Source organism: Pseudomonas sp. P4795, from assembly GCF_048822895.1.
GTDB lineage: Bacteria > Pseudomonadota > Gammaproteobacteria > Pseudomonadales > Pseudomonadaceae > Aquipseudomonas.
The window spans coordinates 164,318-178,854 of record NZ_JBMFBT010000001.1 but is presented as its reverse complement, the minus strand read 5'-3'; the positions used below and the strand labels follow the sequence as shown (position 1 = coordinate 178,854).

The following is a 14,537-nucleotide window of genomic DNA, read 5'->3' as shown; positions in this document are numbered from 1 at the left end:
TTTCTCGGCAAAGTTCCATTCGTTTCCTGATCACTGCACCTAGAGATTCGCTGCTTGCAGGCGCAAGGCGTGCTCGACGTAGAGTTGAATCGAGTCAACAGGTGATGGTCGTCGGCCATGGGCTCGACCCAGGCTAGCTAAATGGTCGTGGGGATAATCAGAACGGATCACGGTTCCGAGATGAGAGCTGAAGCGACCGACAAAACCGTCGTTCTGCGCAGGCTCAGTCACAAAATATGCAGAAAGGGCTGTGCAGACACTTCGCACCGGATCAACCGCTGGCAAGACTGCATCCGGTACGACACCGCTCCAGGAGTAGTAGCGCACGCCATTGACCTGTTCCGCTCCGTGTCCGCCCCATTTTTCAGGCAAGCCTTGCGGGTATTTGTCATTGAATTTTCCGACGCCTTCGGTCGTCAGGGCATCAAGTGAGGCCAGCGCGTTTTGCGGCAGTGTGGTGCTGCCACTGATCAGCGACAGGAAGTCGCCGAACAGCGTCGCGACATTTTGCGCGACCGTTTCCGGTAATCGTCCCGGTACCAACGCCTTGCGCAGGAAATCTGCAAGTTCCGAACCGTGATTTGGACCGCTGACCGAGGTCACTGAAGCGACGTGGTGTGGTGCAAGCGCCGCAGCGTATCGGGCGGAGAGTGCGCCCTGACTGTGTCCGATCAGGTTGACTTTGGCCGCGCCCGTGCCTCGCAGCACGGAGTCTATCTGCAAGAGCAGTTGCTCACCCCGAACTTCGTTGTCTTGAGTCGCCGAGAGGTGCGGCACAAACACTCGACTACCGGCGTCTTTGAGTGCCTGTGTAACGCCGTGGAACAGGTCGAAGGGGCCGATGCGCTCAAATCCGAACAGTCCGTGCACCAACAGGATGGGGTAACGAGTTGTGGCATTCCGTTGCATATTTGCACCTAAATCGCAGAAGTTGATCGACGTTGTCTGCGTGTCACTCTAAAACACTCACGGCGCTGGCGATGTATGAAGAGTCTTTGTCGTTTACTGGAATTCGGATCAGCGTGCGTGCGAAATTTCTCTACTTTCTGAAATCCGGATCGGAATAACTGGACATCTTTTACGTCATCCAGAGTGATTTTCTCGCAGTTGCCTACCTTCCTGGGCGCTGTTGACTCGCATCCAAGGCGCCTGGAGCTGACATCGCAATGACCACGAAACGGGTTCAATAAAGGCTCTTGCTCGCGGCAGGCTGGCTGCGTGTTTAATCCAGGGAATGGAGCAGTATATGAAGAGGCGAGATGCACCAACGCTGGCAACAACAAGGCTTAGCGCTCGGGTAATGGCGAAAAAGCCAAAGCTGCCTGTGCTCTGTTGCAAGCGCGAACACGGAGTAACCCTCGATCCACCGGCGCTCGATGCGGTAAATGGAACGGTGCTTGATCCGTCACTGCAACAGGTTGTGGTGCGTATTGCGCCTTACCCCGGCATGGCGTGCGGCGACAGGCTGATGTTGAGCTGGACTGGTCTGGATATGGATGGCTTGCCGTACCGTCACGAAAGCATCCGCTTTGTGAGTCAACTTCAACTGGGAAAGGAGGTTTTTTTCGTTGTCAGAAGCGCTCACATCGCCGCGCTGGATGGGGGGACACTAGAGGTTTTCTGGACGCTGACCAGCAGCAGAATCCCGACCCCCGCGACTTCTGACCGATTGCAGCTGGATGTCGGAGATGTTCGCGGCAGCTTGTTGCCGGCGATCATTGACGACGCGATCAGAGCACACCTTGATCCGGCGAGGGTTACGCATGGCACCTCGGCCACGATCCGGCCCTACGCGTGGATGGCTGCCGGTGACCGCATCCGGTTGTTCTGGGGCGTGGCGCCGGGGGGCGCGATGTTTGAGGATCAATTGATCGTCGAGCCTTTCGCTGTGGGCCAGCCGGTGGTATTTGGCATTCCTCCCGAGTCAATCTCCGCGCATATTGGCAGCGAAGTAAGCGTGCGGTACCGCGTCGAGCAACGAAGCGCGGCAATCCGCGAATCCGGGGTCACACGAATCATGATCGCGGCGCAGGAAAGAGGTCTGTTGGAAGCCCCGCAAATAGTCGAGGCAATAGATGGTGTGCTCGATTTGCAGGATGCCAATGACGGCGTCACTGCACTGATCAGTGATGCGCAGGTAGAAGAGGGCGAACTGGTTTATCTCAAATGCGATGGCGAAAGTTTCTCTCATCGCGAGGATCGAGAAATCACTGGCGCGATGGCCTCGCAGCCACTGGAATTCAATGTTCCATATGAGTTCTGGCGGGAGCACGTGGATACCGAGGTGCGCGTGTCGTTTTCCATTGAACGACTGGATGAAGCAACCCAGCTATCCGGCGTAACCGTGTTGCGGGTACAAGCATGATGTGCAACCTTGCGGAGTGCGCATACTCTGCAAGGCTGCAGTCACTTTCAGCTCCGGGAGCGCTTGCGCAGGCGAGCTGCGGCGTCCACCAGCAGGCGCTCTGTCGCATCGAAACCGAGGCAGCCGTCGGTCACGGAAACGCCGTAGCGCAGCGATGTCCCCAATGGCTGGCAGCCTTCGAGCAGATGCGACTCGAGCATCATGCCGACCAGCGAATGGTCACCTTGCAGGCGTTGCTCCAACACGTCGTTGAACACGCTCGGCTGACGCAGCGGATCTTTGCCGCTGTTGGCGTGGCTGCAATCGACCATGATCCGGCTCGGGATCTTCAAGCGGGCAAGCTCGGTGCGGATCCGGGCCACGCTTGCGCTGTCGTAGTTCGGGCCCGAATGACCGCCGCGCAGTACCAGATGCGTATCCGGGTTGCCCAAGGTCGGGATGATTGCCGGATGCCCCTGGCTATCTACCCCAAAGTGGCGATGCGGGTGAGCAGCCGAGCGCATGGCGTCGACGGCTACCGCGACACCGCCGTCGGTACCGTTTTTGAACCCGACCGGGATACCCAATCCGCTGGCCATTTCCCTGTGAATCTGTGATTCGGTGGTGCGCGCGCCGATGGCGACCCAACTCAGCAGGTCATCGAAGTAGCCGGCTGCCATCGGTTGCAGCAATTCGGTCGCGACAGGCAAACCAAGGCGAGTCATTTCCAGCATCAAACCGCGCGACAGGGACAGGCCGGTGGCCATGTCATCGCTGCCGTCGAGATCAGGGTCGTACGCCAGGCCTTTCCAGCCGATCGTGGTGCGCGGTTTCTCCACGTAGGCACGCATGACCAGCAGCATTTCATTGCTGACCTCATCGGCGAGGCGTGCGAGTTTGCCAGCGTATTCGAGCGCGGATTGTGGGTCATGAATCGAGCAGGGGCCGACGATCACCAGTAAACGGCTGTCGTGGCCGTCGAGGATCGCCCGAACGGCTTGGCGATGGGCACTGATTTGCTGGCTCAGCTCATTGCTCAGTGGCAATTGCTGTTTGAGTTGCAACGAGCTGGGCAGACGTACGGTCAGCGCTTCGTTGGCAGAAGTGAGGGTGGACAGCGGCAGAGCAGAGATGGACGAGTTCATATTCAGATTTCCTGGGCTGGCGGCGGGTGCTTCCCGCTCGCTCGGCCCTACTGGGGTGTTCGACAATTGGCCGTACTGGCTGCGTGCGTGTGCTTGCCACCTGTGGGTGACCGATCGGAGGCGGCAGGCTGTCCCGAGCGGCGGCTGGTAAATCGCCATGCGGTAAAACTGTCGTAGCGGTAATAAGTGGCGTAGTTCATGTGATGATTCCTCAAAGTGTCTGGTGTGATACTGAAAAGTGTGGGGCCTGAAAAAACAAAACCCCCGGTCGGGAGGCCGACCGGGGGTTGAGAATTCTCTGGTAGGCGACCCGTCTGTATGGGCGCCGTGTGGGTATCAGGCGCGCCAGTGGCTAAACCAATACCCAAAATAAAAACTGACCGGAGCGCAGACGTTGTTCACCCGGGCAGCCGCAACCGAACGCAGGGCGCTGGCGGTGTGACGCTGGGAAAGGGCGTTGAACATGAGCTGTCTCCGATGGATGCGCCGAGCTTACTAGAGCCTGCCGCGCGTCAGCAATCAGAAATTGCTATTGAATGGGCGAAACGTTGGCTATCGGTTGATTGCCCCCGGTGTTCTGACACACTCTGGGATTTGCGCTTCGCAAGATCGGCGATTCATTGTTACGGGAGGGGTGATGACGTTCCAATTACACCGAGCGACGCTGGCCGAGCTGTCATTTGTTCGAGAACTCACTTGCAGGAATATGCTGCGCTACTACATTCAGCACGACTTGCTTTGGCAAGACGAGGCGTTTGATGTGGCCTGGCTCGGCCGGGACAATTGGCTGATCGGGCATGGTGCTGAGCAAGTTGGCTATTTCAGCCTGAGCCGCGATGCGCGTGCCTTATACATCCGCGAATTGCAGGTTGCACCAGCGTGGCAAGGACGGGGCGCGGGATCCTGGGCGATCGATCAGGTTATTGCGGTGGCGCGGGAGGAAAAGCGCTCGGCATTGCGCCTGACGGTTTTCCACAATAATCCGGCGCGAAGTCTTTATGAGCGAAAGGGATTGATCCTGCAGGGTGAGGACGAGTGTTTCCTGAGAATGCAGCTGGATTTGAGTACAGCTGTGCTCTGAAATCCACGGCCGACAAGCCCTCCATGATGAATTGAAACTTTTTATATGCGGCTTGCCGCTAGGTCTGTCTGGCTCTTTTTGCTAAGGTGTCAGCCATCCCAATAAGACCATATCGCGAGGTGTCTGCTTGATTAGGGTGCTAGTGGTCGATGACCACGATCTCGTTCGTACAGGCATTACACGGATGCTGGCCGATATCGATGGCCTACAAGTAGTTGGCCAGGCCGAATCCGGGGAAGAATCCCTGATCAAGGCTCGAGAGTTGAAGCCCGACGTGGTGCTGATGGACGTCAAGATGCCTGGCATCGGCGGTCTCGAAGCCACGCGCAAACTGCTACGCAGTCACCCTGACGTCAAGGTGGTCGCTGTCACCGTGTGCGAAGAGGATCCGTTCCCTACACGACTCCTGCAGGCCGGAGCCGCGGGTTATCTGACCAAGGGCGCCGGACTGCCTGAGATGGTTCAGGCCATCCGTCTGGTATTTGCCGGCCAGCGCTATATCAGCCCGCAGATTGCCCAGCAACTGGCGATCAAATCTTTCCAGCCAACCAGCGATTCTCCGTTCGATGCGCTTTCCGAGCGTGAAATCCAGATCGCGTTGATGATTGTCGGCTGTCAGAAAGTCCAGATCATTTCCGACAAGTTATGCCTGTCACCGAAAACCGTGAATACCTACCGCTACCGCATTTTCGAGAAGCTATCGATCAGCAGCGATGTCGAGCTGACGCTTCTGGCAGTTCGTCACGGCATGGTTGACGCCAGCCTCTGACCATCATGACCGAGACTTTTGATCCCAGCGCCTTTCTGTCGACTGTCAGCGGGCGTCCAGGCGTTTATCGCATGTTCGACAGCGATGCGCGTTTGCTCTATGTCGGCAAAGCCAAGAATCTGAAGAAACGCCTGGCCAGTTACTTTCGCAAGACCGGTCTGGCGCCGAAAACTGCGGCTCTGGTCGGGCGTATCGCCCAAGTCGAAACGACTATCACCGCCAATGAGACCGAAGCGCTGCTGCTTGAGCAAAACCTGATCAAGGAGTGGCGGCCGCCGTACAACATTCTGTTGCGCGACGATAAGTCCTATCCGTATGTATTTCTGTCTGACGGACAATTCCCGCGACTGAGTATTCATCGCGGCGCCAAGAAGGCCAAGGGCAAGTATTTCGGCCCTTATCCGAGCGCCGGGGCAATCCGCGAAAGCCTCAGCTTGCTGCAAAAAACGTTTTTCGTTCGTCAGTGTGAAGACAGCTATTACAAAAACCGCACCCGTCCGTGCCTGCAATATCAGATCAAACGTTGCAAGGCGCCGTGTGTCGGGTTGGTCGAGCCTGAAATATACGCGGAAGACGTGCGTCACTCGGTGATGTTTCTCGAGGGGCGCAGTCATGCGTTGACCAACGAGCTGTCGGCAGCAATGGAAGAGGCGGCGGTCAACCTCGAGTTCGAACGAGCTGCCGAACTGCGCGACCAGATCGGGTTGCTGCGCCGGGTTCAGGATCAGCAGAGCATGGAAGGCGGCACCGGTGATATCGATGTAATCGCCGCCTTCGTCAATCCTGGTGGCGCCTGTGTGCATCTGATCAGTGTGCGGGGAGGGCGCGTCCTGGGCAGCAAGAACTTCTTCCCACAGGTTGGTATTGAAGAAGATGTGTCCGAGGTCATGGCGGCGTTTCTGGGGCAATACTTCATTACCAGCCCGGAGCGCGACTTGCCGAGTGAATTGATTGTCAACGTGGTCCATGAAGACTTTCCGGCGCTGATCGAAGGTATTCAGACGCTGCGCGGTCGCGAGTTGGCGATCAGCCATCGGGTTCGCGGTACGCGTGCGCGTTGGCAGCAATTGGCCGTGACCAATGCCGAGCAGGCGCTTGGCGCGCGACTGGCCAACCGACAACATGTGGCCGCGCGCTTCGAGGCACTGGCCGAAGTGCTGAATCTGGATGAACCCCCGCAACGTCTCGAATGCTATGACATCAGTCACTCCAGCGGTGAGGCGACGGTCGCTTCCTGCGTGGTGTTCGGCCCGGAAGGTCCGATCAAATCAGATTACCGGCGCTACAACATTGAAGGCGTGACGGCTGGCGATGATTACGCGGCAATGCACCAGGCCTTGACCCGACGTTTCAGCAAGCTAAAAGACGGCGAGGGCAAGTTGCCGGATATTTTGCTGGTGGACGGTGGTAAAGGTCAGTTGTCGATGGCGCGCGATGTTCTCAATGAACTGGCTGTGCCCGATCTGATTCTATTGGGTGTTGCCAAGGGTGCTACACGCAAGGCGGGCTTCGAGACTTTGTATCTTAATGATGCAGCGCATGAGTTCACATTGCGTGGGGATTCGCCCGCGTTGCACTTGATCCAGCAGATACGCGACGAAGCTCACCGCTTTGCAATCACTGGCCATCGCGCGCGCCGCGGTAAAACCCGGCGTACGTCAACGCTGGAAGGCGTTGCGGGTGTGGGGCCAACCCGGCGTCGCGACTTGTTGAAACATTTTGGTGGATTGCAGGAGCTGTCTCGTGCAAGCATCGAAGAGATCGCCAAAGCGCCGGGGATCAGTAAAAAGCTAGCAGAGTCGATTTATGCAAACCTGCATAGTGAGTAGAATGCCCATTCACCTCGTAGCCAGTTGTGCCGATGAATATCCCGAATCTGATTACCGTTCTCCGCGTCCTGCTCATCCCGATCTTCATTTTGCTGTTCTATCTCCCGTACGAATGGAGTTATCTCGCTTCAAGTTCGGTCTTCGCATTCGCTGCCGCGACTGACTGGCTGGATGGCTATTTGGCGCGACGCCTTGAGCAAAGCACGCCGTTTGGCGCGTTCCTTGACCCTGTCGCTGATAAACTGATGGTCGCGGTTGCGCTTGTGCTACTGGTTCAAGAGCACGGCAATCTTTGGCTGACTCTACCGGCCGCCGTGATCATCGGTCGCGAGATTGTTATTTCTGCACTGCGCGAGTGGATGGCAGAACTGGGCGCTCGTGCGCACGTCGCCGTCTCGAATCTGGGCAAATGGAAAACTGCTGCGCAAATGCTCGCACTGGTGATCTTGCTGGCCACGCCGAAGGCTTTCAACTTCTGGGTCGTATTGGGTTATGCATTGTTGATCGTGTCTGCCGGCCTGACGTTGTGGTCGATGGTTCAATACCTGCGGGCTGCCTGGCCGCATCTGAAGACTGATGTTGAAAAGAAATAAAACTTTTTTGAATCAAAGGGTTGACGGGGCTTCTGGATTCTATAGAATGCGCCACACCAAGCGGGAATAGCTCAGTTGGTAGAGCACGACCTTGCCAAGGTCGGGGTCGCGAGTTCGAGTCTCGTTTCCCGCTCCAATTTGTACGTGTTTGTTGTTGTGCTACTGACAGCAGATGCTTTGAGGCCGAGTAGCAAAATGGTTATGCAGTGGATTGCAAATCCACCTACGCCGGTTCGATTCCGACCTCGGCCTCCACTATAAACAAGCTCCGTAGATCCATGATTTACGGAGCTTTTTTATTGGCGAAAAAGTTGAGAGATTTAGTCTTGAAAACGACTCTCGCCAACTTGCGTCACCGGGAAGTGATGTATATATTTCCCCTCTGCTTGCTGCGGTGCTGACCCTGTCAGGATCGTGATTCAACCACAGAGCAATGCAACACCGCGCTACCGCCCGAATGGCGAAACTGGTAGACGCATGGGACTTAAAATCCCCCGCTCGTAAGGGCGTGCCGGTTCGATTCCGGCTTCGGGCACCATGAATATCAAGGGCTTGCGTGAGATACCTCATGCAGGCCCTTATTCTTTTGCTCCGCAAAATATTGCTTGTGCTCAGCAACACGCGCTTCACACGTCATCACGTCGGCGTAACGTTCATCTCCTTTCAAATCCAATTCCAAATGCACGGCCCAGCCAAACGCAAAAGTAATAAGGAAGTTACTTGTTTCGGAAACTGATTTTGCTGATCTTGATCGCCAGTATGAGCGCGTGTGCGGCAGTTGCCACGCGAATGGATTACGACAAACATCGATGTCCTTACATCGGGGTACGATTTGACTGGTGGCTGGTAGGTACATCTAAAGGAAAGCTGATTCCTGTTTTACTGATCGACGCACCGTTCTCATTGGTCGTCGATACGCTATTTTTCCCATTCGAATATCAGTACACCTGCAACCTTTGATCGATTCGCAAGCGTCGAAGTGTGTCTGCGCGAGATTGTCGTCACCTAGCCGTCATACGAAGAAGCTGCAAGGCAATAACTAACGCAAATGGGCCGATCTGATCGGCCCATTTTTTTGCTCGAACATCAGACAAATGCTTGACCGGCGAAGCCTCGAGGCAGACGTTGCAGTCCAATCATTGCCGACAATCGTTCAGTCCACTCCGAACGCCAGTTACCGGCAGCGTGCGGCGTAATGGTCTTGCGAGAAGTTCGCCGTGCGAGATTGCGTTGGCTCTTGCGAGCATCTTTGTAGGCATCGGTATTGCGGCAGCTGCGGCACTTGACTTGGTTGAGTTCGCGGCTGGAGGAGAGGTTATTACCGTTGTGGCCGCAGGCGAGGTGCCCGTCGACTTTGAAGTGAATGACCATGAGACGTCTCCTTGGTGACGTGTAAAGGTTTTGACCTTTAATCACCAAGGGCGTTCGGTAACACGATTATCCCAGGCAGCAGCTGGCGACAGTAGCGTCGCTCAACCGCCAGTCGTGATTGCAGACTGCTAACTACCTGAACCGCGGCAGCGGCCGATCGGCCGGTCTGAGCGAGGACAAGGTCCTGCGAATCAGCGGAGTATCCTTTTCGATATCGTTCAGTCGATCACGGATACGTAGTGCGGTCGGGTGGCCGCCTTGGTGGTCGACCCAGTCGGCGATGTCTTTGCAAGCGGCCGCCAGGCGTGCCTCGCGAGCGTCGAGCAAGGTGAGAAGGGTGGTGATGGACTCTTTTTCGGACATGTGACACCTCCGTTCAAAAAGTTGTGAATCGTCAGTACGCGTTGCGTTAAGCAAATCTCAGTATAGGCCCGAAAATGATCGGCATCAGCCGGAGGACTCCCGGGCAGGTGATGGCGCGCTGGCGGTGTTGAGTCGGCGACATTCATGCATGGCATCTTCTTCAACATCGTAGCCATCGCCGATGAAACCAGCCGTGCGCGTATCGCAAATGCGAAACCACACTGTGGCTTCAGCCGGCGCGTGTTGGCTTTCTCCAGCACGACGGCCGTGGATGATGATCTTGTTGCAGCGTTTCACTACGAAAATGTCTTCCATGGCTTCACCGCAGCTGATTTGTGTCAGATGAACTATAGAAGCCTGGGCCAATCGTGCAAAAAATAGACAGTCAGTTCGTCGGGTACAGCTCCCAGCCTGTTCGGTGCCATTGCAGGCAGTGGCTGGGATTCAGCGCTTGGAGGAAATTCTGATCGTGGGAAACGGCGACAATTGCGCCAGGAAATGTCTGTAAAGACTCTTCAAAAGCCTCTGTCGATGGCAGATCCAGATGGTTGGTCGGCTCATCCAGCAGGAGCAGTTGCGCGGGTGTCTTGCGCCAGACTGCCAAAGCCAGCGCAGCTTTCAAGCGCTCGCCGCCACTTAGCGACCCGCAGGGTTGCGTGACCTGCCTGGCCTCCAATTGCAATCGGGCGAGGTAACTGCGCAAGGTGCCCTCGCTCAACGGCGTGCCCTGCGCGATCAGTTGCTCAATGATGCTCTGTTGATCATCGAGTAATGTCAGATGCTGATCCAGGAAAGCCCAAGGCACATTCGTTGTGCAGGTACCGCTTACCGGTGCGAGTTCATCAGCGAGCATTCTCAGCAAAGTCGACTTGCCACAACCGTTGGGGCCGCGGACGGCCACGCGCATCGGGCCACCCAGCGTTAGGGTGAGCCGGGTTGACGGCGCTTCTATCGGCAACCACGGTAAACCAGCTTCCACCAGCGTGCAGACTTGCCGCCCCATCGGCACAGCACTGCCCGGCAGGTTGATCATGACGCCCTCCATGGGCGCAACCTTGAGAAAGGCCTCAGTGACCTGCGCGTCCAGTTCAGATTTGCGCGCCTGATGATTCGAGCGGACATGGCCCATGATGTCCTTGGCGGCGCCTTTCATGGCGGCTCGCTCGAAACCGGCCACGTTGGCGGTGTCGGCGTGGCGTCGGGCGCCAGCCGCATGGCGCTGAATCGTGTCGTGTTCACGTTGCAAACGCAGGCGTTCGCGCTGACGTTCGCTTCTGGCTTGAGCAAGTCGAGCTTGCGCTGCGGCTTGATGTGTTCGCTGATGCTCGCGAAAGGCTGAGTAATTGCCACCGAATTCGCTGACACCCGATACGCTTAGCTCGATGATCCGCTGCATACCCTCAAGCAGTTGTCGATCATGACTGACAACGATCAGGCCGCCGCGCCAGCGTTCGAAAGTATTCATCAACCATTGTCGGCCGGGCGCATCCAGATGATTGCTTGGTTCGTCCAGAACCAGCATCGACGCCTCGCTCAGAAAGGCGCCGATCAGGGCAATGCGCGCTTGTTGGCCGCCGCTCAGGTGCTGTGTCGGATCGGTGAAAGCGACCTCGGGCAAGCCTGCGCCATCGAGCGCGCGGCGCAAGCGCTCGGCCATATCCCAGCGCTCGCCAATCACGTCGAAATCCTCGACCGTTGCGCAGCCTTGACTTAGCCGATCCAGCGCTTCAAGAATCGAGGCTGTTCCCGTGGCTTGAGCAACCGTTTGCCAAGGTTCATGGATAAAATTTTGCGGCACATAAGCGATCGCTACCGAGCTGACCACGCTGCCGCTAGTGGGCTGCAAGGATCCGGCTAGCAGGCGTGCGAGCAGGCTTTTACCGACGCCGTTGCGTCCGACGATGGCCGTTGGTGTGTGGTCGAATTGCAGATTCAGAGCAGTGAAAATCGTCTGGCCATCAGCCAACTGAAAACCCAGCTGATTGAGGGAGACGAGAGCAGGCGTACGCGAGACGTGAGTCATCGGCACCTCCGAAAAATGTCGTGAACACTGACAAGCACCCTGAAGCGCATGTCGCGATTACATTTTTGAAGGCTTAGTTGTTCACTTCTGCGGTCGTCCTGGGAGAGGGTAAGCCCGGCAGACTAGCCGAGGAACGCCCGAGGATCAAGGCGCGGCTGCCACTTCAGACATCTGCTCAAGAAATGTCGCCAGTGCAACTTCCTCTGCGCGCAGCCCTTTGCGCAAGCGTGGGCGCGGCAATTCCGCCAGCGCACCCAGCATGAAATGTTCGACCACCGCCGGGTGGATGTAGCACTTGCGGCACACCTCCGGCGTGTTGCCGAGTTGCCGGGCCACACCTTTGACCATTTCCACCACATGCCGCTTGGCTTCGGCTTCCGACTCCCATTGCAGTTCGCGTAATACCGACAACGCCAGTGCACTGCCGGCCCAGGTGCGGTAATCCTTGGCGGTGAAATCGGCGCCGGTAAGCTTCTGCAAGTAGCTGTTCACATCCGAGGAACTGACGGTGTGCCGTTCACCGTTTTCATCCAGATACTGAAACAGATTTTGCCCCGGAAGCTCCAAGCAGCGCTTGATGATCCGCGCCAAGCGTCGATCTTTCACCGTGATCTGATGCTCGATGCCGCTCTTGCCGCGAAACTGGAACAGGATGGCGCTGCCGTTGACCTCGACGTGACGGCTACGCAAAGTCGTCAGGCCATAGGAGCGGTTATCGCGGGCGTATTGCGTGTTGCCGACGCGGATCAGCGTGGCGTCGAGCAAAGTAATCACGGTCGCCATGACCTTGTCGCGGCTGAAACCGGGCGCCTCCAGCAGTGCTTCGAGTTGTTTGCGCAACTTGGGCAGGGCCGCGCCGAACTCGCGCAGCCGCGAGTATTTGTCGGCATCGCGCACCTCGCGCCAGCGCGTGTGATAGCGGTATTGTTTGCGGCCACGCGCGTCACGGCCGGTGGCTTGCAAGTGACCACGCGGATCGTTGCAGATCCACACATCAACGTAGGCGGGCGGCACCGCAAGGGCATTGATGCGTTTGATCTCGTCGGGATCGGTGATGCGCTGGCCCGCCGGGTCGAAATAACAGAACTCGCCGCGCAGCTTTTTGCGGGTGATGCCTGGCTGCGTGTCATCAACATAGTGCAGGTCGGAGGGCAGCACATCGGTGAGCGCGGTGTCTGGCATGGCAGGTTTCCTGGTGGCAATAGGTGGCTGTTATGCGATTGACCGCACGCCATGCCCGCAGTGCCAACGGATTTATGCCAGTACTGCGACAGCCTTGATTTGCGCCCAGAGCTGTTGGCCTGGATGTACGCCGAGTTGATCGCGCGAATAACGTGTGATTCGCGCCAGCAACGGCGTACCACCGGCATCGAGGCGGATCAACACATGCGCCGCATTATCTGCCGGCTGTTCAGTGACCACTGTGACCGGCAAGCGATTGAGGATGCTGCTGTGTTCGGTGTTTTGCAGCGTCAGGCTGATGTCCCGCGCCTGAACTTTGCAACGCAAGGCCCGGCCCACGGCCAACGGTGCGTGAGTCACGCGAATGCTCAGCAACGTCTCAGGGAGTTGCAGTGTGAGCAATTGATAGTCCGAATCGTAGTCGCTGACCTGACCTTCAATCACCACGCCGGCGTCATCGCCCATCGCCAGCGGCAGGTCGAGGCGGGCGAGGGTTTCGCCGATCGGGCCGCTGGCCAATGCCTTGCCATCGCTGAGCAGCACAAGGTGATCAGCCAGTCGCGCGACTTCATCTTGCGCATGGCTGACGTACAGCAGCGGGATATCCAGTTCGTCATGCAGACGCTGTAGATAAGGCAGGATTTCGCTTTTGCGCTGACTGTCGAGCGCCGCCAGCGGTTCATCCATCAGCAGCAGTTTCGGACTGGTGAGCAGCGCGCGAGCAATGCCGACGCGTTGGCGCTCGCCGCCGGACAGATGCTGCGGATGCCGTTCCAGCAAATGGCCAATCCCGAGCAACTTGGTGGCGTGCGCCATATCGACCCGGCGTTGAGCTTTTGGAATACGTTTGAAGCCGAATTGCAGATTGGCCAGCACAGACAGGTGCGGGAACAGGCTGGCTTCCTGAAAAACATAACCCAGCGCGCGCTTGTGCGGCGGCAGGAAAATGCCCTTGTCGCTGTCCTGCCAGACCTCGTCATTGATGCGCACGAACGCCTGCTCGGCGCGCTCAAGGCCGGCGATACAGCGCAGGCAGGTGGTTTTGCCAGAACCGGATTGGCCGAACAGGGCGGTCACGCCCCGGCCGGGTAACTTCAAGTCGACATCCAGACTGAAGCCTGAATACGCCAGTTTCAGACGCGCATCAATCATCGATCAACTCCAGCCCGCGCGAGTCTTGCGGCTGGAATAGAGCGCCAGCAACACCACAAACGAAAATACCAACATGGCCCCCGCGAGCCAATGCGCTTGCGCGTATTCCATGGCTTCGACGTGGTCGTAGATTTGCACAGAGACCACGCGGGTCTTGTCGGGAATGTTGCCGCCGATCATCAGCACCACGCCGAATTCGCCGACGGTATGCGCGAACCCGAGGATCGCCGCTGTGATGAAACCGGGGCGGGCCAGCGGCAGGATCACGCTGAAAAAGGTGTCCCACGCATTGGCGCGCAAGGTCGCAGCGACCTCCAGTGGACGGGTGCCAATTGCGGAGAAAGCGTTTTGCAACGGCTGCACCACGAACGGCATGGAATACAGCACCGAGCCGATCACCAGCCCGGCGAAACTGAAGGTCAACGTGCCCAGCCCCAGCCATTGCGTAAACTGGCCGACATACCCGTGCGGACCGAGCGCCAGTAGCAGATAAAAACCAATGACCGTCGGTGGCAACACCAGGGGCAGGGCGACGATTGCGCCGATGGGGCCGCGCATCCAGGAGCGGGTGCGCGACAACCACAACGCAATCGGAGTGCCGATGATCAACAGGATCACGGTGGTCAGTGACGCCAGTTTCAGGGTCAGCCAGATCGCTGCGAAATCGGCACTCGTCAGCGCCATG

General features: G+C 57.5%; 16 protein-coding genes and 3 tRNA genes. 9 read left to right on the top strand and 10 right to left on the bottom strand.

Annotated elements, in window-relative coordinates:
* Positions 1 to 39 precede the first annotated feature (39 nt).
* A complete protein-coding gene (locus ACOI8A_RS00785; RefSeq protein WP_420649124.1) occupies positions 40 to 909 on the bottom strand; it encodes an esterase/lipase family protein in 870 nt (289 codons plus the stop codon).
* A gap of 337 nt (positions 910 to 1,246) precedes the next feature.
* Between ACOI8A_RS00785 and ACOI8A_RS00780 the strand changes: the two genes are divergently transcribed.
* Positions 1,247 to 2,365, top strand: a complete 1,119-nt coding sequence (locus ACOI8A_RS00780) for a hypothetical protein (RefSeq protein ID WP_420649123.1) — start codon at positions 1,247 to 1,249, stop codon at positions 2,363 to 2,365.
* Positions 2,366 to 2,412: 47 nt separating this feature from the next.
* Here ACOI8A_RS00780 and ACOI8A_RS00775 read toward each other — a convergent pair whose 3' ends face one another.
* Both ACOI8A_RS00775 and ACOI8A_RS00770 read right to left on the bottom strand, forming a co-directional pair.
* Positions 2,413 to 3,489 (bottom strand): 3-deoxy-7-phosphoheptulonate synthase, encoded by a 1,077-nt coding sequence (locus tag ACOI8A_RS00775; RefSeq protein WP_420649122.1) that lies wholly within the window; start codon positions 3,487 to 3,489, stop codon positions 2,413 to 2,415.
* A 336-nt stretch (positions 3,490 to 3,825) separates the two neighbouring features.
* Positions 3,826 to 3,954: a hypothetical protein gene (locus ACOI8A_RS00770; protein WP_420649121.1), complete on the bottom strand. Its 129-nt coding sequence runs from the start codon at positions 3,952 to 3,954 to the stop codon at positions 3,826 to 3,828.
* A 172-nt stretch (positions 3,955 to 4,126) separates the two neighbouring features.
* Between ACOI8A_RS00770 and ACOI8A_RS00765 the strand changes: the two genes are divergently transcribed.
* The 8 genes from ACOI8A_RS00765 (at position 4,127) to ACOI8A_RS00730 (ending at position 8,721) form a co-directional block, all read left to right on the top strand.
* Positions 4,127 to 4,570 (top strand): GNAT family N-acetyltransferase, encoded by a 444-nt coding sequence (locus ACOI8A_RS00765; protein ID WP_420649120.1) that lies wholly within the window; start codon positions 4,127 to 4,129, stop codon positions 4,568 to 4,570.
* A gap of 127 nt (positions 4,571 to 4,697) precedes the next feature.
* On the top strand, positions 4,698 to 5,339 hold the full coding sequence (gene uvrY / locus ACOI8A_RS00760; protein WP_420649119.1) for a UvrY/SirA/GacA family response regulator transcription factor: 642 nt from the start codon (positions 4,698 to 4,700) through the stop codon (positions 5,337 to 5,339).
* A gap of 5 nt (positions 5,340 to 5,344) precedes the next feature.
* A complete protein-coding gene (gene uvrC / locus ACOI8A_RS00755) occupies positions 5,345 to 7,168 on the top strand; it encodes an excinuclease ABC subunit UvrC (RefSeq protein ID WP_420649118.1) in 1,824 nt (607 codons plus the stop codon).
* 32 nt (positions 7,169 to 7,200) lie between these two features.
* Positions 7,201 to 7,761 carry a CDP-diacylglycerol--glycerol-3-phosphate 3-phosphatidyltransferase gene (gene pgsA / locus ACOI8A_RS00750; RefSeq protein ID WP_420649117.1) on the top strand — a complete coding sequence of 187 codons (561 nt, stop codon included), beginning with the start codon at positions 7,201 to 7,203 and terminating at the stop codon, positions 7,759 to 7,761.
* A 60-nt stretch (positions 7,762 to 7,821) separates the two neighbouring features.
* Positions 7,822 to 7,897: transfer RNA gene (locus tag ACOI8A_RS00745), tRNA-Gly, on the top strand.
* A 45-nt stretch (positions 7,898 to 7,942) separates the two neighbouring features.
* Positions 7,943 to 8,016: transfer RNA gene (locus tag ACOI8A_RS00740), tRNA-Cys, on the top strand.
* A gap of 196 nt (positions 8,017 to 8,212) precedes the next feature.
* A tRNA-Leu gene (locus ACOI8A_RS00735) sits at positions 8,213 to 8,299 on the top strand.
* A 182-nt stretch (positions 8,300 to 8,481) separates the two neighbouring features.
* Positions 8,482 to 8,721: a YceK/YidQ family lipoprotein gene (locus tag ACOI8A_RS00730; protein WP_420649116.1), complete on the top strand. Its 240-nt coding sequence runs from the start codon at positions 8,482 to 8,484 to the stop codon at positions 8,719 to 8,721.
* 126 nt (positions 8,722 to 8,847) lie between these two features.
* Here the strand turns inward: ACOI8A_RS00730 and ACOI8A_RS00725 are convergent, their stop codons facing one another.
* The 7 genes from ACOI8A_RS00725 to modB all read right to left on the bottom strand — a co-directional run bounded on the left by ACOI8A_RS00725 (position 8,848) and on the right by modB (position 14,536).
* Positions 8,848 to 9,132: a hypothetical protein gene (locus ACOI8A_RS00725; protein ID WP_420649115.1), complete on the bottom strand. Its 285-nt coding sequence runs from the start codon at positions 9,130 to 9,132 to the stop codon at positions 8,848 to 8,850.
* 132 nt (positions 9,133 to 9,264) lie between these two features.
* Positions 9,265 to 9,495 (bottom strand): hypothetical protein, encoded by a 231-nt coding sequence (locus ACOI8A_RS00720; RefSeq protein ID WP_420649114.1) that lies wholly within the window; start codon positions 9,493 to 9,495, stop codon positions 9,265 to 9,267.
* A gap of 84 nt (positions 9,496 to 9,579) precedes the next feature.
* Positions 9,580 to 9,810 carry a hypothetical protein gene (locus ACOI8A_RS00715; RefSeq protein ID WP_420649113.1) on the bottom strand — a complete coding sequence of 77 codons (231 nt, stop codon included), beginning with the start codon at positions 9,808 to 9,810 and terminating at the stop codon, positions 9,580 to 9,582.
* Between the two features lie 70 nt (positions 9,811 to 9,880).
* The gene (locus ACOI8A_RS00710) at positions 9,881 to 11,518 is read right to left on the bottom strand and encodes an ABC-F family ATP-binding cassette domain-containing protein (protein ID WP_420649112.1); all 1,638 of its coding nucleotides are present in this window, start codon (positions 11,516 to 11,518) and stop codon (positions 9,881 to 9,883) included.
* Positions 11,519 to 11,662: 144 nt separating this feature from the next.
* The gene (locus ACOI8A_RS00705; RefSeq protein WP_420649111.1) at positions 11,663 to 12,700 is read right to left on the bottom strand and encodes a DNA topoisomerase IB; all 1,038 of its coding nucleotides are present in this window, start codon (positions 12,698 to 12,700) and stop codon (positions 11,663 to 11,665) included.
* Positions 12,701 to 12,772: 72 nt separating this feature from the next.
* Complete coding sequence (gene modC, locus ACOI8A_RS00700; RefSeq protein ID WP_420649110.1) at positions 12,773 to 13,852, bottom strand: molybdenum ABC transporter ATP-binding protein; 1,080 nt, start codon at positions 13,850 to 13,852, stop codon at positions 12,773 to 12,775.
* A 3-nt stretch (positions 13,853 to 13,855) separates the two neighbouring features.
* Positions 13,856 to 14,536: a molybdate ABC transporter permease subunit gene (gene modB / locus ACOI8A_RS00695; protein ID WP_420649109.1), complete on the bottom strand. Its 681-nt coding sequence runs from the start codon at positions 14,534 to 14,536 to the stop codon at positions 13,856 to 13,858.
* Position 14,537: the final 1 nt, after the last annotated feature.

Coding starts and splice junctions, on each gene's coding strand:
- ACOI8A_RS00785 (WP_420649124.1), bottom strand. CDS start 909: ATGCAACGGAATGCCACAACTCGTTACCCCATCCTGTTGGTGCACGGA.
- ACOI8A_RS00780 (WP_420649123.1), top strand. CDS start 1,247: ATGAAGAGGCGAGATGCACCAACGCTGGCAACAACAAGGCTTAGCGCT.
- ACOI8A_RS00775 (WP_420649122.1), bottom strand. CDS start 3,489: ATGAACTCGTCCATCTCTGCTCTGCCGCTGTCCACCCTCACTTCTGCC.
- ACOI8A_RS00770 (WP_420649121.1), bottom strand. CDS start 3,954: ATGTTCAACGCCCTTTCCCAGCGTCACACCGCCAGCGCCCTGCGTTCG.
- ACOI8A_RS00765 (WP_420649120.1), top strand. CDS start 4,127: ATGACGTTCCAATTACACCGAGCGACGCTGGCCGAGCTGTCATTTGTT.
- uvrC (WP_420649118.1), top strand. CDS start 5,345: ATGACCGAGACTTTTGATCCCAGCGCCTTTCTGTCGACTGTCAGCGGG.
- pgsA (WP_420649117.1), top strand. CDS start 7,201: ATGAATATCCCGAATCTGATTACCGTTCTCCGCGTCCTGCTCATCCCG.
- ACOI8A_RS00725 (WP_420649115.1), bottom strand. CDS start 9,132: ATGGTCATTCACTTCAAAGTCGACGGGCACCTCGCCTGCGGCCACAAC.
- ACOI8A_RS00720 (WP_420649114.1), bottom strand. CDS start 9,495: ATGTCCGAAAAAGAGTCCATCACCACCCTTCTCACCTTGCTCGACGCT.
- ACOI8A_RS00715 (WP_420649113.1), bottom strand. CDS start 9,810: ATGGAAGACATTTTCGTAGTGAAACGCTGCAACAAGATCATCATCCAC.
- ACOI8A_RS00710 (WP_420649112.1), bottom strand. CDS start 11,518: ATGACTCACGTCTCGCGTACGCCTGCTCTCGTCTCCCTCAATCAGCTG.
- ACOI8A_RS00705 (WP_420649111.1), bottom strand. CDS start 12,700: ATGCCAGACACCGCGCTCACCGATGTGCTGCCCTCCGACCTGCACTAT.
- modC (WP_420649110.1), bottom strand. CDS start 13,852: ATGATTGATGCGCGTCTGAAACTGGCGTATTCAGGCTTCAGTCTGGAT.
- modB (WP_420649109.1), bottom strand. CDS start 14,536: ATGGCGCTGACGAGTGCCGATTTCGCAGCGATCTGGCTGACCCTGAAA.